Genomic DNA, 23,687 nt, shown 5'->3' with positions numbered 1-23,687 from the left:
TCCTTAAAAATGAATGAAGTCAGGATATTAATTGTATAATTTGAAGAATAATTTATGTTTTCAGGTATTATAGAAGAAGCCGCGACTGTAGTTGGCCTGCAAAAAGATCAGGATAATCTGCATATTTCATTACGCTGCTCATTTACAGGTGAATTAAAGATTGATCAAAGTGTTGCACATAATGGTGTCTGTCTCACTGTTGTGGATATTGCCGGTGATGTGTATACTGTCACTGCCATTAAAGAAACGCTGGATAAATCAAATCTGGGTTTGCTGACGATTGGCAGTAAGGTGAATCTTGAACGCAGCATGATTATGAATGGTCGTCTGGACGGACATATTGTGCAGGGACATGTAGATCAAACAGCCGTTTGTACATCGGTTCAGGAAAATAATGGTAGCTGGTACTACACATTTTCATATTCGGTGGCTCCCGAAATGGCAGCTCAGGGTTATGTTACTGTTGAAAAAGGCTCGGTATGTGTGAATGGAGTAAGCCTTACGGTGGTCAACTCGAAGACCGACGGTTTTTCTGTTGCTATTATCCCTTTTACACGCGAACATACCAACTTCGACCAAATCGTGGAAGGTTCGGTTGTTAATATCGAATTCGATATTATCGGAAAATACCTGAGTCGTATGATGAATATAAACCATTGATGATTTTATGAAGAAGATTTTTATCTCCCTCTTTTTGATAGCCGAAACTTTGTTCGGTTTTTCGTATGCCTGCACCAACTTTTTAGTGGGCAAGAATGCTTCTACTACAGGTTCTACCTTTATTTCTTATGCAGCCGACTCCTATTTCTTGTTCGGAGCACTGGCGTTTCGGCCGGCTGCCGACCATGCGCCCGGTGAAATGGTGGATGTGCACGATTGGGATACCGGTAAATATATGGGCAAAATCAAACAAGTTGCTCATACCTATTCTGTGGTGGGCAATATGAACGAATATCAGGTGGCTATCGGTGAAACTACTTTTGGCGGTAGGGAAGAATTGGTAGATACCACTTCGGTAATGGATTACGGAACCTTGATATATACTGCTTTGCAACGTGCAAAAACGGCTCGTGAAGCGATTAAGGTAATGACTTCGCTGGTTGAAGAATATGGTTATGCAAGCGAAGGAGAATCGTTTTCGATTGCAGACCCGGAAGAGATATGGATTATGGAGATGGTTGGCAAAGGACCGAAGGGCAAAGGTGCCGTTTGGGTTGCCCGTCGTATTCCCGACGATTGCGTGAGTGCTCATGCCAATCAGGCTCGTATTACAACTTTTCCTCTCGACAAACCGGATGAGTGTTTGTTCTCTCCCGATGTGATTTCTTTTGCACGGGAAAAGGGTTATTTCAATGGTAATAATACGGAATTCAGCTTTTCTGATACATACGCACCGCTCGATTATGTAGCCTTGCGTGCCTGCGAAGCCCGCGTGTGGTCGTTCTTCCGCAAAATGGATCCGGCAATGGACAAATATCTTTCGTATGTGAAAGGTGAAACCAAAGAACGGATGCCATTGTGGATAAAACCGACGAAAAAAGTAGAATTGAAAGATCTGATTTTTGCCATGCGAGATCGTTATGAAGGCACCGAACTGGATATTACAAAAGGAGTAGGGGCCGGCCCTTACGGATCGCCTATGCGTTGTAGCCCGTTGACATGGAAACTCGATGGCAAAGAGTATGTACACGAACGTCCGACAGCAACTTATCAGACCGGATTCTCGTTTATTGCACAAATGCGTCACTGGATGCCTGACCCTGTGGGCGGAATTTTTTGGTTCGGAGTTGACGATGCTGCATGTTCGGAATATGTGCCGATGTATTGCGGAATCACCAAAGTACCTCTGTGCTTTGACGAACATAACGGTAGTTTGCTGAAATTTTCCTGGACATCTTCGTTCTGGATTTTCAACTGGGTATCGAACATGGCATACACCAAATATTCGTACATGATTGAAGATATCCGCAAGTTGCAGACAAAATGGGAAAAACAATTCTCGGATAGTGTGCCTGCTATTGATAAAACAGCTCTCGAAATGTATGCCAAAGATCCGGTTGCTGCCAGAGCTTACCTTACCGATTTTAGCAATAAACAGGCTGAGGCTGTCACTGCATCCTGGAAAGAACTGGGAGAATACATGATGGTGAAATATATGGATGGAAATATCAAGATTGAAAAAGATGGCAAATTCGAGCAAAACGAATTTGGTATTCCTTCCAAAATCAACAGAGTTGGTTATCCTGATGCATACAAACACCAGATTGTTGACCCGGAACCGGATAAATTCAGAGTGAAAAGCAAAGAAGAACTGGATCAGAGAAAATAAAGTTCTCAGTCTCCAGTATTCAGTACACAGTGAGCAGAGAGAATCTTGAAGCTAAAAAATGTCTCAGACAGAATTATCTCATAAAGGAATAGGTCCGATCGGGGTTTTCGATTCGGGGTACGGAGGGTTGACTATTTTGAATGCCATCCGTCAACGCTTGCCTCAATACGATTATCTCTATCTCGGCGATAATGCCCGTACTCCTTACGGAACACGTTCGTTTGAGGTAGTCTATCATTATACATTGGAGTGTGTGAAAAAGCTGTTTGAACTGGATTGCCATCTGGTTATTCTGGCTTGCAATACAGCCTCGGCAAAGGCTTTGCGCTCCATTCAGCAACGCGATCTTCCCGGTTTGGCTCCAAACAGGCGTGTTCTTGGTGTTATCCGCCCTACGGTTGAAGCTATCGGTAGTCTGACAGAAACACGTCATGTTGGTCTGGTAGGCACGACTGGTACTATTCAATCGCAATCCTATCCGCTTGAAATAGCCAAGCTGTTTCCCGATATTGTGGTGACTGGTGAAGCGTGTCCTATGTGGGTGCCGCTGGTTGAAAACGGAGAGTATGACTCGGACGGAGCTGACTATTTTGTAAAGAAAAATCTGGATCATCTCTTTTCGGTCGATCCGGCAATAGATACCCTGATTTTGGGTTGTACGCATTATCCGTTACTGGTGAATAAAATTCAGAAATACCTGCCCAAGCATGTAGCATTGGTTATTCAGGGTGACATAGTGGCCGATAGTCTTGCCGACTATCTGAGCCGCCATCCCGAAATGGAGCAAAAATGTTCGCAGGGTGGGAAATGCCGTTTTCTTACAACGGAGGCTGAAGAGAAATTTGCTGCTTCGGCATCTGTTTTCATGGCCGAGAACATCAATGCCCGACAGATACAGTTATAGAAAGTGAGAAAGTGATAAAGTGAGGTGGAGAGAAGGTGAGCCGCTTTCAAACGTAAATTGTAACCCCGATAGCTATCGGGATAAATTGTAAATAGAAAAATGCCTGTAAATATTCCTGATAAGTTGCCTGCCATTGAGCAGTTGAAGCGTGAGAATATCTTCGTGATGGATTCACTTCAGGCCTCCATGCAGGATATTCGTCCTTTGAAGATTGCCATTCTTAACCTGATGCCTCTCAAAATAACGACGGAAACCGATTTGATTCGTTTGCTGTCGAACTCGCCGCTTCAGATCGAGATCGATTTTATCAAGATCAAAGGGCATACTTCCAAGAATACGCCCATCGAGCACATGATTGCCTTTTATAAGAACTTCGATAAGATTAAGGATCAGAAGTATGATGGGATGATTATTACGGGAGCGCCTGTAGAGCAGTTTGAGTATGAAGATGTAAGTTATTGGCCTGAAATCACTAAAATATTTGATTGGGCCCGTACGCATGTGACATCGACCTTTTACATTTGTTGGGCGGCTCAGGCGGGTTTGTACCATTTTTACGATATTCCCAAATATCAATTGGATCAGAAAAAATTCGGTGTATTCGAACATACATTGAACGATCCTCTGAATTCAATTTTTAGAGGTTTTGATGATGTGTTTTATGCCCCTCACAGCCGTCATACCGAAATTAAACGTGAAGATATTGAGAAGTGCCCGGATCTTACCATTCTGTCTGAGTCGGAAGAGGCAGGCGTATATATGGTGATGGCGCGCAATGGTCGCGAGTTCTTTATCACCGGCCATTCTGAATATGCTCCAAATACTCTCGATCAGGAATATAAGCGCGATATTGCCAAAGGGGCATCTATTGAAGTGCCTCAAAATTATTACCGGGATAACGATCCGAAAAAAGCACCGCTGGTGCGTTGGAGAGGTCATGCTAATTTGCTGTTTTCCAATTGGCTGAACTACTTTGTGTATCAGGCCACGCCTTTCAACGCTCAGGATATTCATTAATCGGAAACGACCTGTTTTGGATGGAAAATATTTGCAGGTTGCAACTATTCAAACCCGATAAATGTATTAACTTTGTAGAGTTGTGTGATGGGGTTAAAATACTGTCAGGCAACTGAGCAAACAGGCTCAATTGTAAATCGTAAATGATTTAATCGTAAATATTTATATGACTACTTTATTATTTCTTAGCTACGAGCATTTGCTCATTATTGCGTTGATTGTGTTGCTGTTGTTTGGCGGGAAGAAAATTCCTGAATTGATGCACGGCCTTGGCAAAGGAGTGAAAAGCTTCAAATCCGGTATGAAGGACGTTGAAGAAGAAGTGAAAAAAAGTGTGGATGAGGTGAAGGACGAAACCACAAAGTAATTTCCCGATAAACTTATAAACTGGTATCGGGAGGTAAAAAGGCAGAAATGTCTTTCCCGTAAGCCAGCAAATCGCGTACCACTGTTGATGAGATAAACGAATAGGCCGGATCGGTGTTGAGAATAACAGTATCAATACCTTCCAGATGTTTGTTGGCATCAGCGATGGTACGTTCGTATTCAAAGTCGCTTACCGAGCGCAATCCCCGCAAAATAAACTGGGCATCCACTTCTTTGGCGAAATCGACGGTCAATGTGTTATATTCCTGCACCTTGATGCGAGGTTCGTTCTTAAATGCCATCCTGATTATTTCCACTCGCTTTTCAACGGTAAAGAAAGTCTTCTTTGCCTGATTTACACCCACACCGATAATAATCTCATCGAAAAGATTTAATCCGCGTTTCACAATGTCGTAATGACCGATAGTGAATGGGTCGAATGTTCCGGGAAAAATGGCACGTTTCATACAATCTCCAATTTGGATTCAAACACAAAGGCACAAAGACACAAATCAAATTATTTTATCATTTTAGTGTCTTTGAGTCTTTGTGTTGAAAAATAAGTGCTTATAATTTTGCTTTAATCGCTTTGCTTTCGGCTTCGTAGCCCGGTTTGTCGAGCAGTGCAAACATATTCTTTTTGTATGCTTCAACGCCCGGTTGGTCGAACGGATTCACACCGAGAACATAACCGCTGATACCGCATGCTTTTTCGAAGAAATAGAGCAATTGTCCGAGGTTGTACTCATCGAGCTTAGGCAATTCAATTTTGATATTGGGAACACCACCGTCAACGTGAGCCAACATGGTACCCAGTTCTGCCATTTTATTTACCTGATCAACGCTTTTGCCAACGAGGAAGTTCAAGCCGTCAAGGTTTGCATCGTCAGAAGGAACACTAACGCTGTGGTTCGGTTCTTTTACCGAGATAACAGTTTCGAAAATAGTGCGTTCGCCTTCCTGAATCCATTGACCCATAGAGTGAAGATCTGTAGTGAAGTCGACAGCAGCAGGGAAAATGCCTTTGTTTTCTTTGCCTTCGCTTTCACCGTAGAGCTGTTTCCACCATTCAGCAACAAAGTGAAGTTTCGGGTGAAAGTTCACCAGAATTTCGATCTTCTTGCCGTTTTTGTAGAGTTCGTTACGTGTTGCAGCGTAGATGGCAGCCGGATTTTCCGCAAACGGAGTATCCATACCGGCTATCTTTTCCATGTCGGCAGCACCGGCAACTAATTGTTTGATGTCGAAACCGGCAGTAGCGATTGGTAACAAACCAACCGGTGTCAGGAATGAGTAACGACCCCCGATATTGTCTTCAATGATGAATGTTTTGTAACCTTCCTGTGTAGCTAATGTACGCAACGCGCCACGGGCTTTATCTGTGATAGCAACAATCAGTTTTTTAGCAGCTTCTTTGCCTTGTTGTGCTTCCAATTGTGATTTCAACAGGCGGAAAGCCAGAGCAGGTTCGGTCGTGGTTCCCGATTTCGAGATGGAAATGATACCGAATTTTTTTGTTTTCAGGAACGATTGCAATTCGAAGAGGTAATCTTCGCCGATGTTTTGACCGGCATAAACGATTACCGGATATTTACGTTCGGTTTGCAACCAGTCGAAACTGTTGGAAAGAGCATCGATCACGGCTTTTGCTCCGAGGTAGCTGCCGCCGATACCTACCACAACCACTACTTCGCAGTTGTCGATTAGGATTTTGGCAGTGGCTTCGATGTCAGCCAGATGTTCTGCTGTCGTTGACGAGGGTAGGTTGAGCCAACCCAAGAAGTCATTTCCTTTGCCGGTTCCGGCATGTAAAGCAGCATTGCTTGCTTTTACTGCTGCTTCGTAGCCCGAAACAGCCTCTTTGGAGATAAATCCAAAGGTTTTGTCAATGTTAATGCTGATGTTTCCCATTTGATGTGTGTTATTTGAAATTGATGTGTGTAAAATGAATTAACGGATCAATTCAGTGAGTGCTCTTACCTGAAGAATGGGAGATGCTCTGTTGTATAGTACATTATAAACAAATTCCATGATAGGCATCTTTACGTGGTAGCACTCGTTGATTTCCTTGATACATTTTGTGCCGTAATAACCTTCGGCAATCATTTCCATTTCAAGTTGAGCCGTTTTAACCGAATAGCCTTTGCCAATCATGGTTCCGAAGGTGCGGTTGCGGCTGAATTTGGAGTAGGCAGTTACCAGCAGGTCGCCCAAATAGGCTGATTCGTCGATGCTGCGGTGCAATGGGTGAACTGCGTTGCAAAAGCGTTGCATTTCCTGAATGGCATTCGAAATAAGAACAGCCTGGAAGTTGTCACCATATTTCAAGCCGTGGCAAATACCGGCGGCAATAGAATAAACATTTTTCAGTACCGAAGCATATTCAATGCCGGTAACATCGTCTGTTGTGCTGGTTTTGATGTAATTGTTGGTAAATACGCAGGCCAGTTTACGCGCTTTCTCACGGTTGCTGCATGCGATTGTCAGATATGACAAACGTTCCAGTGCGACTTCTTCAGCGTGACACGGACCCGCAAGAACTACCAGATTATCCTTCGGAACCGACAGAAATTGCTGGAAATAATCGGTGACGATTAAGTTTTCATCCGGCACAATTCCTTTGATAGCAGTAACGACGGTCTTGGTTTTCAACGACTGACGTAACTTCTTCAGGTGCATCTTCAGAAATGGCGACGGAGTGGCAAAAATCAGCGTGTCCGAGTTTTTTACCACTTCGTTTATCTTACTTGTGAAGTTGATGCGGTCGGTCTCAAATTTGAGCCCCGTCAGGTATGAAGGGTTCTTGCTCAACCGCAAAAACTCGTCAATCTGATCCTGACGACGCATGTACCAGTTGATGCTATCCTGAGAACTTAAGAGAATTTTAGCTATGGCAGTTGCCCAACTTCCACCTCCGCAGACGGCAATTCGTCCGGGAGAATACTCGGAGCACTGTTTTTCACTATCGGTCGCCATATCAACGGTTGTTAGCGTTTTCAACCCACAAAGTTACTTCTTCTTTGGTCGGGTTGGTCAGTCCTAATTTGAGTTTTTTATTGAGTCCGCACAAATCCTGATGAAGTTTGTTCGGGTTTTGATCTTTCAAAGCTGCAACGGTTATAAAACCTGCTTTGTTGACAGTTTCTACCCATACTTCCGGAATGCCAATTGACATGAAAGTTTCGGCGCTGTCTTTGCGAATCACCTTTTCGGGGCGCATTTGCGGGAAGAGCAATACTTCCTGAATAGCCACCTGATTGGTCATCAACATCACCAGACGATCCATGCCGATACCCATACCTGATGTGGGAGGCATACCGTATTCGAGGGCACGCAGGAAGTCCTGATCGATAAACATCGCTTCGTCGTCGCCTTTTTCGCTCAGTCGCAACTGTTCTTCGAAACGGGCGCGTTGATCGATCGGGTCGTTCAGCTCTGAATATGCGTTGGCCAGCTCCTTGCCGTTTACCATCAATTCGAAACGTTCTGTCAGTTCAGGATTGTTGCGGTGGCGTTTGCAGAGTGGTGACATTTCTATAGGATAGTCGGTGATAAAGGTAGGCTGGATGTAGTTGCCTTCGCACTTCTCGCCGAAAATTTCGTCGATCAGTTTGCCTTTGCCCATAGTGTCGTTGGCTTCGATACCCAGTTGTTTGCATACGTCGCGCAACTGTTCTTCGTTCATTCCGTTGATGTCGATGCCGGTATGTTCCTTGATGGCGTCGATCATAGTGATGCGTTTGAACGGACGTTGGAAGCTGATGGTTTTGTCGCCCACCGTTACTTCAGAAGTGCCGTTTACGTCCAGACAGATCTTTTCGATCATGGCTTCGGTGAAATCCATCATCCAGTTGTAATCCTTGTAGGAAACATAGATTTCCATGGCCGTAAACTCAGGGTTGTGAGTGCGGTCCATACCTTCGTTACGGAAGTTGCGCGAAAATTCGTAGACACCTTCAAAACCACCTACAATAAGACGTTTCAAATAGAGCTCGTTGGCAATACGCAGGTACAACGGAATATCCAGTGCGTTGTGGTGCGTGATGAACGGACGCGCCGAAGCACCGCCGGGAATAGGTTGCAGTACCGGAGTGTCCACTTCTACGTAACCCTGTTCGTTGAAGAAGTTACGCATGGAGTTGAATACCTTGGTACGTTTGAGAAAAATATCTCTTACGCCGTCGTTTACCACGAGGTCGACGTAGCGTTGACGGTAGCGTTGCTCGGGATCCTCGAAAGCATCGTAAGCCACGCCGTCTTTGTATTTAACGATAGGAAGCGGACGAAGCGATTTGCTCAAGACAGTCAATTCCTGAGCATGAACCGAAATTTCGCCCATTTGTGTACGGAAAACATACCCTTTGATGCCGATAAAGTCACCGATGTCAAGCAGTTTTTTGAAAACGACATTGTACATGGTTTTCTCTTCGTCGGTGCTGATATCGTCGCGGGTAATATATATCTGAATGCGACCGGCAGAGTCCTGAAGTTCTACAAATGAGGCTTTTCCCATTATGCGACGGCTCATGATACGGCCGGCGATAGTTACTTCACGTTGCGGTGCATCATCCTGATAGGTAGATTTGATGTTATCCGAAAGAGCCGTAACCTGATAAGCTGCGGCGGGGTAGGGTTCTATTCCCAGAGCTCTGAGTCCGTTTAAGCTTTCACGGCGCAGTTGCTCTTGTTCGCTAAGTTCCATAGGTTTATAAGTCAGTCAATATTAGTTGCGCAAAGATACAATTTTTTGGGCAAAAGCGGATGGAATTGGGCTACAATGTGCTGGAATCGTACTGCAATCGTATTATAGAAGTGATGTTGTAGCATGTGATCCGATCGGGTAACACCTACGGCGTTCTGTTGCGTTTGCTTATGTTTCTTCCCCCGGATTCATCGGGGTGGAAGAGCGTTGGAACGCATAGCAGAAACGCCGTCAGGTGTTTCCCTACAGATTTGTAGTGATAGACAAAATCGACCTACTCCAATCATTAAAATCTATATTGTTAGTACTTGAATAAATTCATTGTCCTCTTTATAGCTATTATTCCAAGTGTATTTTACTTTTAATGTAGAAGTATGTCCTTCTGCAAGGAAGAATGAAGTTTCTGTAGATTCTTGAGAATTCAACATTGCGAATGGATCAAATTCTAAACCAATGATTCCTTCAGGTTTACTTAATAGCTCTAATCTAATATTATGAGCAGTAGACTTTCCTGTATTAAAAACTTTGAGCACTCCTCTTCCTCCATTGGTAATTATATTACCTTTGATTTGAGCTTTTTTATTTTCAATATCTTCTAATTCAAATTTCTTCAATTGGTAATCATTGAGTTTCTTTTCCTGATTTTTAATTTTTCTATCATGGCGGACATAGATATATATAGGAACTAAAATTGCCAGAATTGGCAGTATTAAGCTTGCGTTTTCCATAACTATTTGACTTTTATGTTTTTGTTGTCTTAAATGCTTCTTTTAGATGGTTGAGAATTTCCGATTTAGCTTCTTGTGCCATTTGTTGCCTTATCCTATCTTTATTCAATTCAAGTAGTTCGTTATACCCGCCACTATATTCTCTGTTACAATTTGTACATTTAATGTGCGATTTCTTCTCGTTGAACTCAAAATGGGAATCACTTCCACATGTAGCACAAATCAGTCTTATTTGCTGTTTTGTTTCCATAGGTATTACTGTTTTGTTTAATGTTAATCGTATAGCTTTATTTATGTGAAATACAAAGGTATTTGTACTTTACACGTATTGCAAGTAGTTTGTCGAAGAGTTACGATAAACTTACGATAAACTTATGATTCTTGCTTCTCTATAATTGCCTTGTGGCCATAAATCGGCAACTGATTATACAATACGTTTATTAAACGCGAATCAATGATGATTAATGTCCAAACTATTTAATTTTACTTTCATCAAAATCACCTTTGTATACAGTATCTCCGTTTTCTTTTACCTTATACTTTTCACCTTGCTAACTATTTATGCTTTATTGTAGCTGATTTTTTGGAAACGCTCATGCCGTGATGGTATATTTGTAGCCCTTTTACGAAACATGTTTTATGGGAGTGTTTTACTTTAATGCTTGTTTGGTATGAGAACTATATTATTCATTTCTATTTGTTTACTGTTACAATCTTCAGTTATGCAACATAAAGATTTAACTCCTGAAGAACAATATGTGATTCTTCATAAGGGAACGGAACGCCCTTTTACGGGCAAACTATTGAATGTGAAGGCGAAAGGTACTTACGTGTGTAAACAATGCGGGGCTCCGCTTTACCGATCGGAAAGTAAGTTTGAATCGCATTGCGGATGGCCCAGTTTTGATGATGAGATTCCCGGAGCTGTTCTGCGTACACCCGATGCCGACGGTCAACGTACAGAAATAACCTGTGCCAAATGCGGAGCGCATCTCGGGCACGTATTCTTGAATGAAGGTTTTACCGCAAAAAACACCCGTCATTGCGTTAACTCCATTTCTATGAATTTTATCCCTGACGATAAGCAGGCTTTTCAAAAAGCGTGGTTTGCTTCCGGTTGTTTCTGGGGCACAGAGTATCACTTCAACAAGGCCAAAGGAGTGATGGAAACCACGGTTGGTTTTATGGGCGGACATGTCGATCATCCGTCATACAAACAGGTGTGCACCGGCGAAACGGGACATCTGGAAACGACCGAAATTGTGTTCGATCCGCAACAAACCAGTTACGAAGAGTTGGTGAAATTATTCTTTGAAACACATGATTTCACACAAACAAACGGTCAGGGGCCTGATATCGGGTCGCAATATCTTTCGGCTATCTTTTATGCCAATGAGGAGCAAAAAGCCATCGCGGAAAAATATATTCGGATATTGACAGAAAAAGGATATAAAGTGGCTACCACGTTGCGTCCCGCAGCACCTTTCTGGCCGGCCGAGGATTACCATCAGGACTACTACGACCACAAGGGTACAACGCCTTATTGCCATATTTATCGCAAGATATTCTAAACTACAAAGAGCCGGAAAATTCAATCGATTTTCCGGCTCTTTTGTTATTCATTTTTATAATTTACAGACTTTGTGATGGAATTGAGTCACTTTGGCGTATATCTATGATTTGATTGTGAATTTTCTCTTTTTTTGCCTTTTTGCCGTGTCCGAAAGTAAGTACCAACCCAATGTGTGCATCAACATATTTAGAATTGTACGGGATGCCATCTTTTGTGAAGTAGGCAGGTACGTAATCGCTGGCAAAGTATAGGTTGAATGGACCGCCAATCAGGTTTACTCCAAGTCCAAAGGTGCCTAATCTACCATTAATCGCTCCATAGCTAAACGAGGTGTTGAAGAAATAGAACGGACGAAAATTGACAGAGCCCGTTAACTCGGAATATTTGTAGTTTCCGCCGAGGGTGTTTTCCCAAAGAAGTCCGAGACTGATTTTGTTTTTCAATAGACCATATTCGGCACCCACACGAGCTTTGGCCGTCAGATAAGTGGTGTATCCGGCTCCGTTTCCTGAATAGGTAAATGCATTCTTGAGCGAATCTTCCATCTGTTTGCCATAGTCATTATTGTCTCCATTGATTTTGAAATCCATTCCGGTAAACGTGGCTTTGTACGTCATGTCCGCTTTCCAGCTGGTCTTTTTCCAATGAATAAATCCCAGATCGGAAAGAGATGCAGAAAGTGTGAAGTTATCCTGTAGCTTATACACGACGCCCAAATCGGTTGCCAAACCCCATCCAATGGGTGTTTGCAATGCTTCTTTTGTTAGTAATTCATTAGGAGTGCCGTCTGAGTTTTGCGAAATATCGTATGGCGCTGTAATCCTTCCATAACCGTTACCCGTGAGTATTGCCGATTGTTTGTCGACACTCAGATGCAGTTTGCTGAATTTTGCATCTGCATGGGCTTCGCCTAACAGGAATTTCACTTTGCCTCCAATTGACAGCCGGCTGTTGACAGACCGCGTAAATCCCACTGAAGTTTCAAGATAAGCCGTCACGTTTGCCCGTAGCGACTGTAAATTGAAGTTGTTGACTCCGATGGTGTCGGGCGTGCCTTTCAGTAATAGTTTCAGTAAGTCTTTGGGAATGCCGACGGAGCTTTCAATTCGCTGGTTGACGCCGAATGTAAAGTAGTTGTTACGGGCTTTGAAACCGAAGCCCAGCAGCTGTTGATCATAATTCAGGTTGATGTCTGTGGTGGGTTGCAGAACTTTCAGAAAAGCATCTCTGTCTGCATCGGGGTGAAAAGGAGTAATTAATTTGCCGTTTTGCTTAAAAAAGAGATCTGAGGCAGAAACCGAATTATTGCCTGCCCAAATGTTGATGCTGGATAATATTGGCAGATCCAGATACCATTTTTGTGTTGGTGTAAAAGCCGGGTTGAGCGAGTTTCGGAATGGAACGTTTTCCATGAAATACAGGGTATTGCCTTGAGAACGGGCCAGAGGGGAATCTGTGAGAAAAACTGACAGGACAAAGAGAAATATTCCGGCTTTTTTAAGAGAATGCATATATGAGGATTTTATTTTGACGTAAATTTATTTGAGTTGATATACGGCAGTATAATAATTAGTTATCATTTAATTTTGCACTGCCTTTTACGTAAGCACATAGCTTGACTTTGATGAAATCGGTAGAGGTTAGCGTGAGAGGCGTTGTGAGATCTTTCCCCGCAAGCGAATAACTTAGTTTGATATACTGCGCTTTTTTGAGGTCTGTTGCCGAATATGCCAGACTTAGTTGCTGATCCGTCGTGGCTGAAGTCTGAGTTGCTTGCCCTGTCGTGTTGTCGATATTCAGGGTTGTGTTGAGCGTCAGGTTTTGTGTCGTAGAAAAAGGCTGTTTGTTCGCATCAAGCAGGGTTAATCCAATGGCTATTTTAGTAGATGTAAAGTTGTTGGCAATCAACCAGAGTTTGACGTTTTGCAGGTCGTTTTTGTTCAGGAAATCGGTAAATGAATTGCCTAATGAGAGGGTGTCAGTCATTTGTACATTTACTCCCGCGTTAAATGCAAACGGGATATTCACCGAAGGAGAAATCGTGAACGTATCCTTACTCATTATGAATTGATTGGAGATACCGCCGGTTTGCGATTGTGCACCAAATGAATAGGCAATGGTGTTGATGCCCGGCAAGGTGAAAAGATTGTCGATATTGCCGTTTGTTTTGTTGAAGATCAAAGAGTCAACAGCGCTTTTCCCGGGTGCGGATGGCATCTTTGTGAATGCTTGAGAGGTGCTTGTCGATCCGCTGAACGATGCGAAACGGACATTTGACGGAGAGCTGCTGTTGTAGCTTTTAATGTAGTCGATATTCAGCTGCATTGGAATGCGGGCGTTGGAATAGCAGGTTAGCTTGAAAGCCGGATTCTTAAACGGAAGATAGCTGGTTGGAGATATTACATCGTTCAGAAATCCTAAATCGAATGTGCCGGTCTGAGAGGCTAGGTTATAGGCAAATTGTCCGAATGCATACTTAAAGTTGATATTCTTTAGCGCCGCAGAACTATTCAGGGAAGGAGATGCCGGAACGTAAATATTGCCGGAAGTGGCTTGTGTCGCGATTGAAAGCGATATTTTTGAAGATTGCGGCTTAATCCAGCAATTAGTGAGCGAGATGGTGCAAACCGAACCATTTCTTACGTTTGTAAACGTCGTTGGCGAGAGGCTCGGGAAACAGGTCGGCGTAGGAGTAACGGTCAGTTGTAATTGGTTGACAGCGAAATTGATGTTGGTGTTGAGCGTGAAACTTAAAGTAGCATTGCTTATGTAAATGCTGTCGAGTCGAGTAATGTTAGTGGAGGCCAGTGAGCGCAGGTCAATCTCTGCAACCTGTGAAGGACTTAACGAGTTAAACGTGGCGGCAGAAATGGTTGTTCCGGCTTTAGACGACAAAGTGGTCGGGGTAGTCGTGTTTATCGAAACGTCGGAGGGCGAAATGTTCAGGTTGAAACTATAGCTTGTACTTGGCTTGTAGTTTACGGTTAAGACGTTATTGCTGTTCACCGTCATGTTGTCAATATTGAGCTTGTCGATAAAATCCTTCAGCGTAATGGTCGATTGCGCTAATGGAAATACTGCTGCTCCATTCATTGAAATAGTGTCGTCAACATCCTTTAAATCAATATCGTTGATGCAGGAAGAGAACAAGGCAATTGAAGCGATAACTGTTAACAGATACCTGAATTTTGTTTTGGCGATCATAATATAAGTCTATGTTTTATTAATATTCTTGACCTGATAGAGTACGTTTGAAAATGGCATAAATCTCCCAATCAATAGATTAGGATATGCAATTGATGGTTTCATTGCTTTAATAATTCCATCACCGGAAAGATTGTGTGATTTTTTCTTTAGATCAATGAGGATGACTGATCGTATTCGTCTTTCAGATTTGTTGAGCCTTTTTATTCAAAAATGAAGTAACTGGCTTTTGTACAAAGCTTTTTTGATATTTTTCTCTTTTAGGAGACTTTGAGGGTTGTCATCCAGAGTAAAAACTGACAGGATAAGCGTCAGTGGAGAGATGTAGCTTTATCTTTTGGTTTGTAAAATTACAGGTGCAAAGATAGTGATTTAGTTGTTTTTTGCAACTGTTCTGAATGGTGTTTTTAAGTTAAAGTGTTAGTTTTATTGCTATACGGATACTCCCTAAATAAGCCTGTAGAATATTCCTTTTTGAAAGTGTAGCTTTTCTGTTGTTGATTTGTTTATCTTTGCCTGATGGTTTCAATTTTTATGCTGTCTTTTTATGTCGGTGTAATTAGTTGTGGTGCAGTATTAAATAAGAAAAATGAATTATAGAATGGAATTATCAGAATATCTTTCGAAGAATAAGCAGCGAATTTTTGACGAGCTTTTTTCACTGATTGCTATTCCTTCGGTGAGTGCTAAAAGCGAACATAAACCGGATATGCAGAAGTGTGCCAAACGCTGGCAGGAATTGCTGAAACAACTGGGTATGGATCGGGTAGAAGTAATGCCGACCGAAGGGAACCCGGTTGTTTTTGCCGAAAAACGGGTGGGGGAAGCAGTGCCCACCGTATTGATTTACGGACACTATGACGTAATGCCGGTAGAACCGCTGGAATTGTGGAATACCAATCCTTTTGAAGCGGTGGTTAAGGACGGGAAAATATGGGCGCGCGGTGCGGATGATGATAAAGGTCAGTCGTTGATGCATGCCAAAGCGGTAGAGTACCTGCTTTCGGACAACACGCTTCCCTGCAATGTCAAGTTTATTCTGGAGGGTGAAGAGGAGATCGGTTCCGGTAGCCTCGAAGCATTTTGTCAGGCCAACAAAGAATTGCTCAAAGCGGATGTGATTCTGGTGTCGGACACCAGTATGCTGGGGTCAGATATGCCGAGCATTACTACTGGCTTGCGCGGTTTAGCTTATTGGCAGGTAGAAGTAACAGGGCCTTGCCGAGACTTGCACTCCGGTATTTTTGGCGGTGCTGTGGCTAACCCGATTAACGAGCTGTGCAAACTGATTGCTTCCATGACCGACGAACAGGGACGTATTGCCGTGCCCGGTTTTTACGATGATGTGGAAAACGTATCTCCGGATGAACGGGCCGCAATGGCTCAAATACCCTTTGACGAGGAAGCCTATAAGCAATCGTTGAAAATTGAACAGGTTCAGGGAGAAAAAGGTTATTCTACTCTCGAACGTACCGGCATCCGTCCTACCTTTGATGTATGTGGTATCTGGGGAGGTTATACCGGCGAAGGTGCCAAAACAGTGTTGCCCTCAAAAGCGTATGCCAAACTTTCCTGCCGTTTGGTGCCGCATCAGGATCACGTGCAGATTGGATTGTTGGTGAAAAAGCATCTGGAAAGTATTGCTCCGAAGTCAATTACTATAGATGTGACCCCAATTCACGGAGGGGATAGTTATGTTTGTCCGGTGGATATGCCCTGGTATAAAGCCGCAGAAGCCGGTTACACAAAAGCATTTGGTAAAAAGCCGCTCCCGGTGCGCCGTGGAGGAAGCATTCCTGTGATTGCCACATTCGAAAAGGTGTTGGGCATTAAAACCGTGTTGATGGGATTCGGGCTAGAGTCGAATGCGATTCACTCGCCGAACGAAAATTTCCCTGTCGATCTTTATTTCAAAGGAATAACCGCCATCGTTGAATTCTATCGTGAAGTTGCCGCTCAAACGCCGGTCAGATAAGAGCCTTATTTGCTCTCTTCTTTGATCTCGAAGCCCTCGGTAAATGTGTCGATGGCTTCTCTGATTTGACGGATGTGATTCAGGTCGCTCATCGAGAGGTCTATGAGCAGCGATTCGTGTGGAGCCTTACACTGTAGCGAAAAGACAGCACTTTTCGAGACATTATCAAAGGAGTACGTTTCGATATTTTCCCAGAGAATCAGTCCTTGTTTGCGGGTTCGGATGCCTTCGCGGCTAATGATTAAAAGGGTTTTGATATTGAACCCTTTGTAGATCATTAATAGTCCCACGCCCAGAATCAGAGCACCGATCAGTGTGACAACAGAGAAGAAACGTGGCGTGAATGCCAGCAAAAAGGCGCCTACAACGGAAGCACCACAGCCCAGAAAAAGGAATTTCTTACGCGATTCTTTTATTTCAAAAAAATTACGGCGATTGACGGCTGCTATATTGGTCTCCATGTTTCTTTTTATTGAACGACAAAGTTACACTATTTTTTGGCTTCTATTTTTATCGTACTTTTGCACACGCTTTAAAAACGACAGCATCACTCATGAAAAAATCTTTATCTCAACTTGTGGCAGAAGGCAGAACGCTGATTTCAGACGGCGCCTGGGGTACTTTTTTGCAGGCAAAGGGTCTGAAACCGGGCGAATGTCCCGAACAATGGAATATTGATCGTCCGGACGACGTACTGGATATTGCTGTGAGCTACATTGCTGCAGGTGCTGATATGATAGAAACCAACAGCTTCGGAGGCAATCGTTTCAAATTGCAAAATTACGGTTTGGAAGATCATGTGACGGAAATCAACCGTAAGGCTGCCGAAATTTCACGCAAAGCGGCGGGCGCGGACAAATATGTGCTGGGTTCCGTTGGACCTACCGGAAAGATGCTGATGATGGGCGATGTAACCGAAGAAGAATTATACGAAGCCTTCAAAGAGCAGTCGATAGCGTTGTATGAAGGTGGAGCAGATGCTATCGTTATTGAAACGATGACTGCGATTGACGAGGCCACGATTGCCGTAAAAGCAGCCCGTGAAAATACTCCCTGCGAAGTGATTTGTACCATGACATTCGATAAAACCGTTACCGACGAATACCGTACGATGATGGGCGTTTCGCCGACAGAAATGGTAGAAGCCCTGAAAGAGGCCGGTGCTCATATTATTGGCGCCAACTGTAGTAACGGTATTGAAGGGATGGTAAAAATTACGGAAGAGATTCGCGCGGTAGATAAGGATATTCCGGTGCTGATTCATGCCAATGCCGGTATGCCGGTATTCAAAGATGGGTGCACCTCGTTTCCTGAAACGCCGGACATGATGGCAGCCGTTGCACCCGGTCTTGCTGCTGCAGGTGCCAATATAATCGGTGGATGTTGCGGTACCACACCGGAACATATCCGCAAATTGGTTCAGGTTCTTCGCTAAATCGGATTTTGTTTTCGTTTAGCGTGACGTCTTAATATTGATTTATAACGGTGTCCTTTGCGATACAACCATTACATGCAGAATATTTTCAAAAAACCATATCCTTTTAATGACGATTTAAGCTACAATAGCAAGATTGTCTTTTTTATAAGCATTGTTATTCTTGGCTTCCTGTGGCTTTTTCAACCGTTTAATATCAGTTTGTTGCCGGCTAAGCCAAAGTTGTATCTGATTGCCGGCTTGTCGATTGTGACATTTTTGTCGTTGAGCTTTCACTTGCTGTTATTGCCCTCGTTCTTTCCGAAATTTTTTGCATCGTCCAAATGGAATATCGGGAAAGAGGTGTTGTGGAATGTTTGGATCTTGTTTACCATTCTGGCCTCTTATTTTATACTCAACAATATGCTGGGTGTTCTTAAGGTAGGTTTCGATCTGGTGGTGAAGCTTGTATTGGTGGCTGTTATTCCAATTACGCTTGTTATTGTGTTGAATCATAACAAGATGCTCCGCTCGCACCTTAAAGTGGCTGACGAATTGAGCAAGAAACTGAAAGATCATAAGTTGATTCAGGACAAGATTGTTTATTTTAATTCCGATTATCAGAAAGATAGTCTGGCCGTAAAAGTAAGCCTGCTGTTGTTTATTCGTTCTGCAAATAATTACGTAGAAGTTTTTTGGAAAGAGGGCGAAAATATAAAAAACCAAATGGTACGATGCAGTTTGGTTTATGCCGAAAATCTTCTGAAGGAATATAAGTTTATTGTAAAATGCCATCGTTCATATCTGGTAAACATCAATTTTATTGACCGCATAGAAGGAAGCTCTCAGGGCTACAAACTCTTTATTGAAAACTTATCTTCGCCGATTCCGGTCTCTAAACCATCGGTAGCAAAATTACAGGAGTTGATTTAGCTCCTTTTTGCCAGCTTCAGTGCCCGAATAAATCATTTCGGGCATTTTTTTTGCCGCCAAAATTCGTCCCTAAACGAATAAAATTCGTCCCTAAAACTAATTTTGACCCCTATTTACCTTTTGATCGACCCTATTTTTTCAGAGTGATTTTATCTGCCTCTACTTTTGTACGAAATTTCAAAATCAGTTATGAAACCATTGAAAATAGGGGATATTGAGGCACGTTTGCCGATTATACAAGGTGGAATGGGAGTAGCCATTTCAATGTCAGGATTAGCGTCGGCTGTTGCCAATGCGGGTGGAATCGGAGTAATCTCGGCTGCGGCCATCGGAATGACCGAACCAGACTACATGCGTAACTACCGTGCTGCAAACAAAAGAGCGTTACAAAGAGAAATCAGAAAGGCCAGAAGTCTTACCAATGGCTTAATCGGAGTCAATATAATGATGGCGCTTACCGATCACGAAGCGTTGATTCAGGTTGCTGTTGAAGAAAAAGTGGATCTTGTAATTATGGGTGCCGGATTGCCTTTGCGTATTCCCGGAATGTTGGCAGAAGCCGGCTTTACCGATTTTCACACCAAGCTTGCAGTAAAAGTGTCATCTGGCAAGGCTGCCAAACTCATTTTCCAATATTGGGCGAATAAATATAACCGCATACCGGATGCAGTAGTGGTTGAAGGACCACTTGCCGGAGGTCATCTCGGATTCAAAGCCGACCAAGTGGTAGGCGATGTGGTTCCTTTGCGTCAGTTGATTGAAGACACCGTTGCAGAAGTGAAAGCTTTTGAGGAAAAATTCGGCAAAGAAGTTCCTGTGATTGCGGCCGGAGGTGTTTATACCGGCAAAGACATGTATGAAATAATGCAGGTGGGAGCCAAGGGTGTTAAATTCGGAACACGTTTTGTTACTACACACGAATGTGATGCGGCGCTGGCATTCAAAGAAACTTATCTTGCCTGTAAAGAAGAAGATATAACCATTATCAAAAGTCCTGTGGGATTGCCGGGAAGGGTTATTCGTAACGAATTTGTAGGCGAAATTCTGAAAGGAAATACCAAACCGTTCAAATGCGTATGGAACTGCCTTAGCTCGTGCAACTACAAAGAAGCTCCATATTGCATAGCACTTGCCTTGTACAATGCGTCGCAGGGCAGAATGCACGAGGGTTTTGCTTTCTCGGGATCCAACGGTTACCGCGCTACAAAGATTTCGCATGTACAGGAAGTTGTTGACGAAATTGTAGGCGAATATAATGCTGAAATTATGAAAAGAAGTGTATCGACTAAAGAGTTGGCTGCAGAAGCAGTAGCTTAAACAGATAACAGCCCCTTTAAATCATAAAAGCCTTGCATTTTTTTGCAGGGCTTTTTTCATCTTGGAAAGTAGTCTCGGCTACTGAACTTCAGCTTTTCCTTTTTCCATACGTTTGGCTGCTTTTTCAGCTCTTTTTTCTTTCAGCGTTTTCTGAGGCGCTTTTTTCTGGTCTTTTACATGACCTTCTTTATCCTTTGACATATCGTGTTGTGTTGGTTAAACTGTATGCAAAAGTGAGGTTTTCCCAACGAACGGGTTAATACATTTCCGGTAAAATATTACAACTTTCACACCTGGTCGAGCATCTTCAGCCGTTTGTCTTTCAGCTGGCGGAAATGAGAAGGTGTAAGTCCCGTCAATTTGTGAAACTGCCCGGAGAGGTGGGCAACGCTGCTATAGTGGAGCATATCAGCAATTTCAGAAAGCGTCAGATCTTCATACACCAATAGCTCTTTTACACGTTCTATTTTGTGGGCAAGAAAAAATTTCTCGATGGAAGTGCCTTTTACTTCTGAAAAAAGGTTGGCAAGGTAGGTGTAGTCGTGGTTTAGCCGGTCGCTCAGGTAATCGGAAAGGTTGGTGGAGAGTTCGACGTTATGTTCCTGTACCAGATCAATAATCAGGGTCTTGATTTTCTCCACCAGAATACTTTTGTGGTCGTCCATCAGTTCCAGACCGCATAGGCGGAGTTGGTCGTTGAAGCGAGCCAGTTGAACCGACGATAGCTCTTCTTGAATGTTGGCTTCACCTAACTCCACTGAAACAGGATGCAGGCCGAGTTGTTTCAGCTCCATTTCCACCACCAGTTTACAGCGGAGGCAGACCATATTTTTGATGTAGATTTTCATCGTCTTGCAATTGACAAAAGTAGGACTTTTTTCGTCAGTGTGACCGTCAAAAGTTTGATTCTATTCTATATTTCGTAACTTTGCATTCGGATAGATGTTTATGCTATCCAACCGAATATTAACACAGATAATTATTGCCGTGTCAGAAATTACTCCATTAGTCCGTCAGAACATTTTGTCGCTCAAGCCTTATTCCTGTGCCCGCGACGAATTCAAAGGAGAAGCCGAAGCTTATCTCGATGCAAACGAAAATCCATTGAATTATCCGTATAATCGTTATCCGGATCCATTGCAATGGACAGTAAAAGAACGTATTGCTGCGATAAAAGGCATCCATCCGGGACAGGTGTTTTTGGGTAATGGTAGCGATGAGGCGATCGACCTCGTGTTTCGTGTGTTTTGCGAACCGCGTCAGGATAACGTGGTAGCTATCGATCCTACTTACGGTATGTATCAGGTAAGTGCCGATATTAATGATGTGGAATACCGCAAAGTGCGCCTCAATGCCGATTATTCGCTCGATGCTCAGCGGGTACTCGATGCTGCGGATGAAAATACCAAAGCGATTTTTCTTTGCTCTCCGAATAATCCTACAGCCAACCTGCTTAACCGTAAGGAGATGCTCAAGATTGTACATGGTTTCAAGGGCATTACGGTAATTGACGAAGCTTATATTGATTTTTCTTCTGAACCGAGCTGGCTGAACGAATTGCAGAAATACCCCCGACTCATTGTATTACAGACATTCTCTAAAGCCTGGGGATTGGCCGGTGTTCGCTTGGGAATGGCCTTTGCATCCGAAGAGATCATTGATCTCTATAACAAAGTAAAATATCCCTATAACATCAACGTGTTAACGCAGCGCCTGGTGCTGGATGAACTGGAGCAGGTCGACCGCAAGGCCGAATGGGTGTCATTACTGCTGAAAGAACGGAAACGTTTGATTGATAGTCTGAGCAAAATGGAGATGGTGCAGGAAGTCTTTCCGACGGATGCCAACTTTGTGCTGGTAAGAGTAGCAGATGCCAATGCCGTGTATCGTTATCTGGTTACAAAAAGCATTATTGTTCGTAACCGTAATACCGTTACTTTGTGCGAGGGATGCCTTCGTATTACAGTGGGCGTGGAGACAGAAAATGATTTACTGCTCAAAGCGCTTGAAGAATATAACGCCTGATTTATTTTGCGTAAAAATATCTTGGACAAAAAATAAAAAAGTGTACCTTTGCATTCGCAAATCGACCAGGGAAAGCTGCCAGAGTGGTCGAATGGGCCGCACTCGAAATGCGGTGTACGGGTAACTGTACCGGGGGTTCGAATCCCTCGCTTTCCGCAATGAAAATTTCAAAAATGAATAAAAGCTCGCAAATCATTGATTTTGCGAGCTTTTACTTTTTGTGAATATCTTCAAGCGTGCCAAATTAGTTAAGCAACCTATACTCGTTCGGACTATAACCCGTACTCTTCTTAAACATCCGGGTAAAATGCTGCGGATATTTAAATCCTAATTCGTAAGCTATTTCACTGATTGATTTTGAGTCTTCCAGAATCCTGTTTTTAGCCCGGTCAATTATTTTTAGGTGTATATATTCTTGTGCAGTTTTGCCTGTCTCTTTTTTGACTAATTCCCCAAAATAGTTTGACGATAGATTCAATTTATCCGCAAAGTATCCAACCGATGGCAACCCATCTTGCTGGGGATTTGTTGATCGGAAATAATCAAGCATCAGTTTCTCAAATTTTTCGATAATTCCCTTGTTAATGCTTTCTCTGGTTATAAATTGCCGGTCATAAAACCGAACACAATAATCTAATAAAAGTTGAATGTTGCTGACGATTAATTTCCTGCTATACTTATCAATCCGTTGGTCAATTTCGTATGAAATTTTCGATAAACATTCAAAGAAAATTTTTCTTTCGTTTTCTGAAATATGTAGAGCTTCATTCACTTCATAAGAAAAAAAGTTATAGTCATTAATATGCTTACCCAAATTGGTGCCATGAATCAAATCCGGATGAAAAATTAAAACCCATCCTTTTCTTACGGTAACTTGTTCGTTTTTTATGATTTTCACAACTTGACCCGGAGATATGAATAACAATGTTCCTTCTTGATAATCATATGAATTCCTTCCATATATCATTTGCCCGCATATTGCTTCTTTAAAATAAATAGCATATATGCCAAAATTCAAATGAGTATAACTCTTGTTGGAGCTTTGAGTTGTAGATAAATCGATTACACTCACCAAAGGGTATTTAGTTTCAACTCCCAACAAATTGTTGTAATCGGTAACTGTTTCCAGTCTGTAAATATCTTCCATCTTAATATCTGTTTGAAGAACTTTTGTGCAAATATAAACATGCTTATAAGGAA

General features: G+C 42.8%; 23 protein-coding genes and 1 tRNA gene. 12 read left to right on the top strand and 12 right to left on the bottom strand.

The genetic code is table 11. The features are described 5' to 3' along the window. Window positions 1-54: 54 nt before the first annotated feature. The 5 genes from PJIAN_RS13195 to PJIAN_RS13175 all read left to right on the top strand — a co-directional run bounded on the left by PJIAN_RS13195 (window position 55) and on the right by PJIAN_RS13175 (window position 4,617). Entirely contained in the window at window positions 55-660 is a 606-nt protein-coding gene (locus PJIAN_RS13195; RefSeq protein ID WP_068705828.1) for a riboflavin synthase, read from the top strand. Window positions 661-667: 7 nt separating this feature from the next. Further along, window positions 668-2,329 (top strand): dipeptidase, encoded by a 1,662-nt coding sequence (locus tag PJIAN_RS13190; protein ID WP_068705826.1) that lies wholly within the window; start codon window positions 668-670, stop codon window positions 2,327-2,329. Window positions 2,330-2,387: 58 nt separating this feature from the next. Then, a complete protein-coding gene (gene murI / locus PJIAN_RS13185; RefSeq protein WP_068705824.1) occupies window positions 2,388-3,233 on the top strand; it encodes a glutamate racemase in 846 nt (281 codons plus the stop codon). Window positions 3,234-3,332: 99 nt separating this feature from the next. Continuing rightward, the gene (gene metA / locus PJIAN_RS13180; protein WP_068705820.1) at window positions 3,333-4,250 is read left to right on the top strand and encodes a homoserine O-acetyltransferase MetA; all 918 of its coding nucleotides are present in this window, start codon (window positions 3,333-3,335) and stop codon (window positions 4,248-4,250) included. Window positions 4,251-4,416: 166 nt separating this feature from the next. Next, complete coding sequence (locus PJIAN_RS13175) at window positions 4,417-4,617, top strand: Sec-independent protein translocase subunit TatA/TatB (protein ID WP_068705819.1); 201 nt, start codon at window positions 4,417-4,419, stop codon at window positions 4,615-4,617. Window positions 4,618-4,630: 13 nt separating this feature from the next. Here the strand turns inward: PJIAN_RS13175 and coaD are convergent, their stop codons facing one another. From coaD to PJIAN_RS13145, 6 genes are all read right to left on the bottom strand, one after another. After that, window positions 4,631-5,083: a pantetheine-phosphate adenylyltransferase gene (gene coaD / locus PJIAN_RS13170; RefSeq protein ID WP_068705818.1), complete on the bottom strand. Its 453-nt coding sequence runs from the start codon at window positions 5,081-5,083 to the stop codon at window positions 4,631-4,633. A 100-nt stretch (window positions 5,084-5,183) separates the two neighbouring features. Further along, window positions 5,184-6,527 carry a glucose-6-phosphate isomerase gene (locus tag PJIAN_RS13165; protein WP_068705816.1) on the bottom strand — a complete coding sequence of 448 codons (1,344 nt, stop codon included), beginning with the start codon at window positions 6,525-6,527 and terminating at the stop codon, window positions 5,184-5,186. A gap of 39 nt (window positions 6,528-6,566) precedes the next feature. Next, window positions 6,567-7,592 (bottom strand): NAD(P)H-dependent glycerol-3-phosphate dehydrogenase, encoded by a 1,026-nt coding sequence (locus PJIAN_RS13160; protein ID WP_068705813.1) that lies wholly within the window; start codon window positions 7,590-7,592, stop codon window positions 6,567-6,569. A 1-nt stretch (window position 7,593) separates the two neighbouring features. Beyond that, window positions 7,594-9,318 carry a lysine--tRNA ligase gene (gene lysS / locus PJIAN_RS13155; RefSeq protein WP_068705811.1) on the bottom strand — a complete coding sequence of 575 codons (1,725 nt, stop codon included), beginning with the start codon at window positions 9,316-9,318 and terminating at the stop codon, window positions 7,594-7,596. A 293-nt stretch (window positions 9,319-9,611) separates the two neighbouring features. Continuing rightward, entirely contained in the window at window positions 9,612-10,046 is a 435-nt protein-coding gene (locus tag PJIAN_RS13150; protein WP_068705807.1) for a hypothetical protein, read from the bottom strand. A gap of 13 nt (window positions 10,047-10,059) precedes the next feature. After that, window positions 10,060-10,296 carry a hypothetical protein gene (locus tag PJIAN_RS13145; RefSeq protein ID WP_068705804.1) on the bottom strand — a complete coding sequence of 79 codons (237 nt, stop codon included), beginning with the start codon at window positions 10,294-10,296 and terminating at the stop codon, window positions 10,060-10,062. Between the two features lie 472 nt (window positions 10,297-10,768). Here PJIAN_RS13145 and PJIAN_RS13140 point away from each other — a divergent pair, with 472 nt between their 5' ends. Further along, entirely contained in the window at window positions 10,769-11,617 is an 849-nt protein-coding gene (locus PJIAN_RS13140; RefSeq protein ID WP_101750754.1) for a bifunctional methionine sulfoxide reductase B/A protein, read from the top strand. Between the two features lie 61 nt (window positions 11,618-11,678). Here PJIAN_RS13140 and PJIAN_RS13135 read toward each other — a convergent pair whose 3' ends face one another. Together PJIAN_RS13135 and PJIAN_RS13130 are read right to left on the bottom strand one after the other, a co-directional pair. Beyond that, window positions 11,679-13,031: a DUF5723 family protein gene (locus tag PJIAN_RS13135; protein ID WP_153802571.1), complete on the bottom strand. Its 1,353-nt coding sequence runs from the start codon at window positions 13,029-13,031 to the stop codon at window positions 11,679-11,681. A 157-nt stretch (window positions 13,032-13,188) separates the two neighbouring features. Further along, window positions 13,189-14,823 carry a hypothetical protein gene (locus PJIAN_RS13130; protein ID WP_068705798.1) on the bottom strand — a complete coding sequence of 545 codons (1,635 nt, stop codon included), beginning with the start codon at window positions 14,821-14,823 and terminating at the stop codon, window positions 13,189-13,191. Between the two features lie 601 nt (window positions 14,824-15,424). Here PJIAN_RS13130 and PJIAN_RS13125 point away from each other — a divergent pair. Beyond that, window positions 15,425-16,798, top strand: a complete 1,374-nt coding sequence (locus PJIAN_RS13125; protein ID WP_068705797.1) for a dipeptidase — start codon at window positions 15,425-15,427, stop codon at window positions 16,796-16,798. Between the two features lie 5 nt (window positions 16,799-16,803). Here PJIAN_RS13125 and PJIAN_RS13120 read toward each other — a convergent pair whose 3' ends face one another. Continuing rightward, entirely contained in the window at window positions 16,804-17,259 is a 456-nt protein-coding gene (locus tag PJIAN_RS13120) for an MFS transporter (protein WP_068705793.1), read from the bottom strand. A gap of 92 nt (window positions 17,260-17,351) precedes the next feature. Here PJIAN_RS13120 and PJIAN_RS13115 point away from each other — a divergent pair, with 92 nt between their 5' ends. The 3 genes from PJIAN_RS13115 to PJIAN_RS13105 all read left to right on the top strand — a co-directional run bounded on the left by PJIAN_RS13115 (window position 17,352) and on the right by PJIAN_RS13105 (window position 20,462). Continuing rightward, a complete protein-coding gene (locus tag PJIAN_RS13115; RefSeq protein ID WP_068705791.1) occupies window positions 17,352-18,233 on the top strand; it encodes a homocysteine S-methyltransferase family protein in 882 nt (293 codons plus the stop codon). 75 nt (window positions 18,234-18,308) lie between these two features. Continuing rightward, window positions 18,309-19,145 (top strand): LytTR family DNA-binding domain-containing protein, encoded by an 837-nt coding sequence (locus PJIAN_RS13110; RefSeq protein ID WP_068705789.1) that lies wholly within the window; start codon window positions 18,309-18,311, stop codon window positions 19,143-19,145. 189 nt (window positions 19,146-19,334) lie between these two features. Further along, window positions 19,335-20,462, top strand: a complete 1,128-nt coding sequence (locus tag PJIAN_RS13105) for an NAD(P)H-dependent flavin oxidoreductase (RefSeq protein WP_068705782.1) — start codon at window positions 19,335-19,337, stop codon at window positions 20,460-20,462. A gap of 78 nt (window positions 20,463-20,540) precedes the next feature. On the opposite strand, the gene PJIAN_RS15045 is transcribed toward PJIAN_RS13105, so the two are convergent. Beyond that, entirely contained in the window at window positions 20,541-20,663 is a 123-nt protein-coding gene (locus PJIAN_RS15045; protein ID WP_262496839.1) for a hypothetical protein, read from the bottom strand. Window positions 20,664-20,749: 86 nt separating this feature from the next. Further along, window positions 20,750-21,310 (bottom strand): helix-turn-helix domain-containing protein, encoded by a 561-nt coding sequence (locus tag PJIAN_RS13100; RefSeq protein WP_068705780.1) that lies wholly within the window; start codon window positions 21,308-21,310, stop codon window positions 20,750-20,752. 139 nt (window positions 21,311-21,449) lie between these two features. Here PJIAN_RS13100 and hisC point away from each other — a divergent pair, with 139 nt between their 5' ends. Both hisC and PJIAN_RS13090 read left to right on the top strand, forming a co-directional pair. Further along, on the top strand, window positions 21,450-22,487 hold the full coding sequence (gene hisC, locus PJIAN_RS13095; RefSeq protein ID WP_236714411.1) for a histidinol-phosphate transaminase: 1,038 nt from the start codon (window positions 21,450-21,452) through the stop codon (window positions 22,485-22,487). 69 nt (window positions 22,488-22,556) lie between these two features. Then, window positions 22,557-22,643 (top strand) — tRNA-Ser (locus PJIAN_RS13090). A gap of 88 nt (window positions 22,644-22,731) precedes the next feature. Here the strand turns inward: PJIAN_RS13090 and PJIAN_RS13085 are convergent. Beyond that, window positions 22,732-23,634, bottom strand: a complete 903-nt coding sequence (locus PJIAN_RS13085; RefSeq protein WP_068705778.1) for a helix-turn-helix domain-containing protein — start codon at window positions 23,632-23,634, stop codon at window positions 22,732-22,734. Window positions 23,635-23,687 lie beyond the last annotated feature (53 nt).

It is taken from the genome of Paludibacter jiangxiensis (assembly GCF_001618385.1).
GTDB lineage: Bacteria > Bacteroidota > Bacteroidia > Bacteroidales > Paludibacteraceae > Microbacter > Microbacter jiangxiensis.
This window is presented reverse-complemented; position numbering and strand designations above follow the sequence as displayed.

What these genes read in the sequence shown, in the direction of transcription:
- PJIAN_RS13165 (WP_068705816.1), bottom strand. Translation starts at nt 6,527, where the DNA reads ATGGGAAACATCAGCATTAACATTGACAAAACCTTTGGATTTATCTCC.
- PJIAN_RS13120 (WP_068705793.1), bottom strand. Translation starts at nt 17,259, where the DNA reads ATGGAGACCAATATAGCAGCCGTCAATCGCCGTAATTTTTTTGAAATA.
- PJIAN_RS13105 (WP_068705782.1), top strand. Translation starts at nt 19,335, where the DNA reads ATGAAACCATTGAAAATAGGGGATATTGAGGCACGTTTGCCGATTATA.
- PJIAN_RS13135 (WP_153802571.1), bottom strand. Translation starts at nt 13,031, where the DNA reads ATGGAAAACGTTCCATTCCGAAACTCGCTCAACCCGGCTTTTACACCA.
- PJIAN_RS13110 (WP_068705789.1), top strand. Translation starts at nt 18,309, where the DNA reads ATGCAGAATATTTTCAAAAAACCATATCCTTTTAATGACGATTTAAGC.
- PJIAN_RS13190 (WP_068705826.1), top strand. Translation starts at nt 668, where the DNA reads ATGAAGAAGATTTTTATCTCCCTCTTTTTGATAGCCGAAACTTTGTTC.
- PJIAN_RS15045 (WP_262496839.1), bottom strand. Translation starts at nt 20,663, where the DNA reads ATGTCAAAGGATAAAGAAGGTCATGTAAAAGACCAGAAAAAAGCGCCT.
- lysS (WP_068705811.1), bottom strand. Translation starts at nt 9,318, where the DNA reads ATGGAACTTAGCGAACAAGAGCAACTGCGCCGTGAAAGCTTAAACGGA.
- PJIAN_RS13125 (WP_068705797.1), top strand. Translation starts at nt 15,425, where the DNA reads ATGGAATTATCAGAATATCTTTCGAAGAATAAGCAGCGAATTTTTGAC.
- PJIAN_RS13100 (WP_068705780.1), bottom strand. Translation starts at nt 21,310, where the DNA reads ATGAAAATCTACATCAAAAATATGGTCTGCCTCCGCTGTAAACTGGTG.
- PJIAN_RS13145 (WP_068705804.1), bottom strand. Translation starts at nt 10,296, where the DNA reads ATGGAAACAAAACAGCAAATAAGACTGATTTGTGCTACATGTGGAAGT.
- coaD (WP_068705818.1), bottom strand. Translation starts at nt 5,083, where the DNA reads ATGAAACGTGCCATTTTTCCCGGAACATTCGACCCATTCACTATCGGT.
- PJIAN_RS13130 (WP_068705798.1), bottom strand. Translation starts at nt 14,823, where the DNA reads ATGATCGCCAAAACAAAATTCAGGTATCTGTTAACAGTTATCGCTTCA.
- PJIAN_RS13150 (WP_068705807.1), bottom strand. Translation starts at nt 10,046, where the DNA reads ATGGAAAACGCAAGCTTAATACTGCCAATTCTGGCAATTTTAGTTCCT.
- PJIAN_RS13115 (WP_068705791.1), top strand. Translation starts at nt 17,352, where the DNA reads ATGAAAAAATCTTTATCTCAACTTGTGGCAGAAGGCAGAACGCTGATT.
- PJIAN_RS13140 (WP_101750754.1), top strand. Translation starts at nt 10,769, where the DNA reads ATGCAACATAAAGATTTAACTCCTGAAGAACAATATGTGATTCTTCAT.
- PJIAN_RS13195 (WP_068705828.1), top strand. Translation starts at nt 55, where the DNA reads ATGTTTTCAGGTATTATAGAAGAAGCCGCGACTGTAGTTGGCCTGCAA.
- murI (WP_068705824.1), top strand. Translation starts at nt 2,388, where the DNA reads ATGTCTCAGACAGAATTATCTCATAAAGGAATAGGTCCGATCGGGGTT.
- metA (WP_068705820.1), top strand. Translation starts at nt 3,333, where the DNA reads ATGCCTGTAAATATTCCTGATAAGTTGCCTGCCATTGAGCAGTTGAAG.
- PJIAN_RS13085 (WP_068705778.1), bottom strand. Translation starts at nt 23,634, where the DNA reads ATGGAAGATATTTACAGACTGGAAACAGTTACCGATTACAACAATTTG.
- PJIAN_RS13160 (WP_068705813.1), bottom strand. Translation starts at nt 7,592, where the DNA reads ATGGCGACCGATAGTGAAAAACAGTGCTCCGAGTATTCTCCCGGACGA.
- PJIAN_RS13175 (WP_068705819.1), top strand. Translation starts at nt 4,417, where the DNA reads ATGACTACTTTATTATTTCTTAGCTACGAGCATTTGCTCATTATTGCG.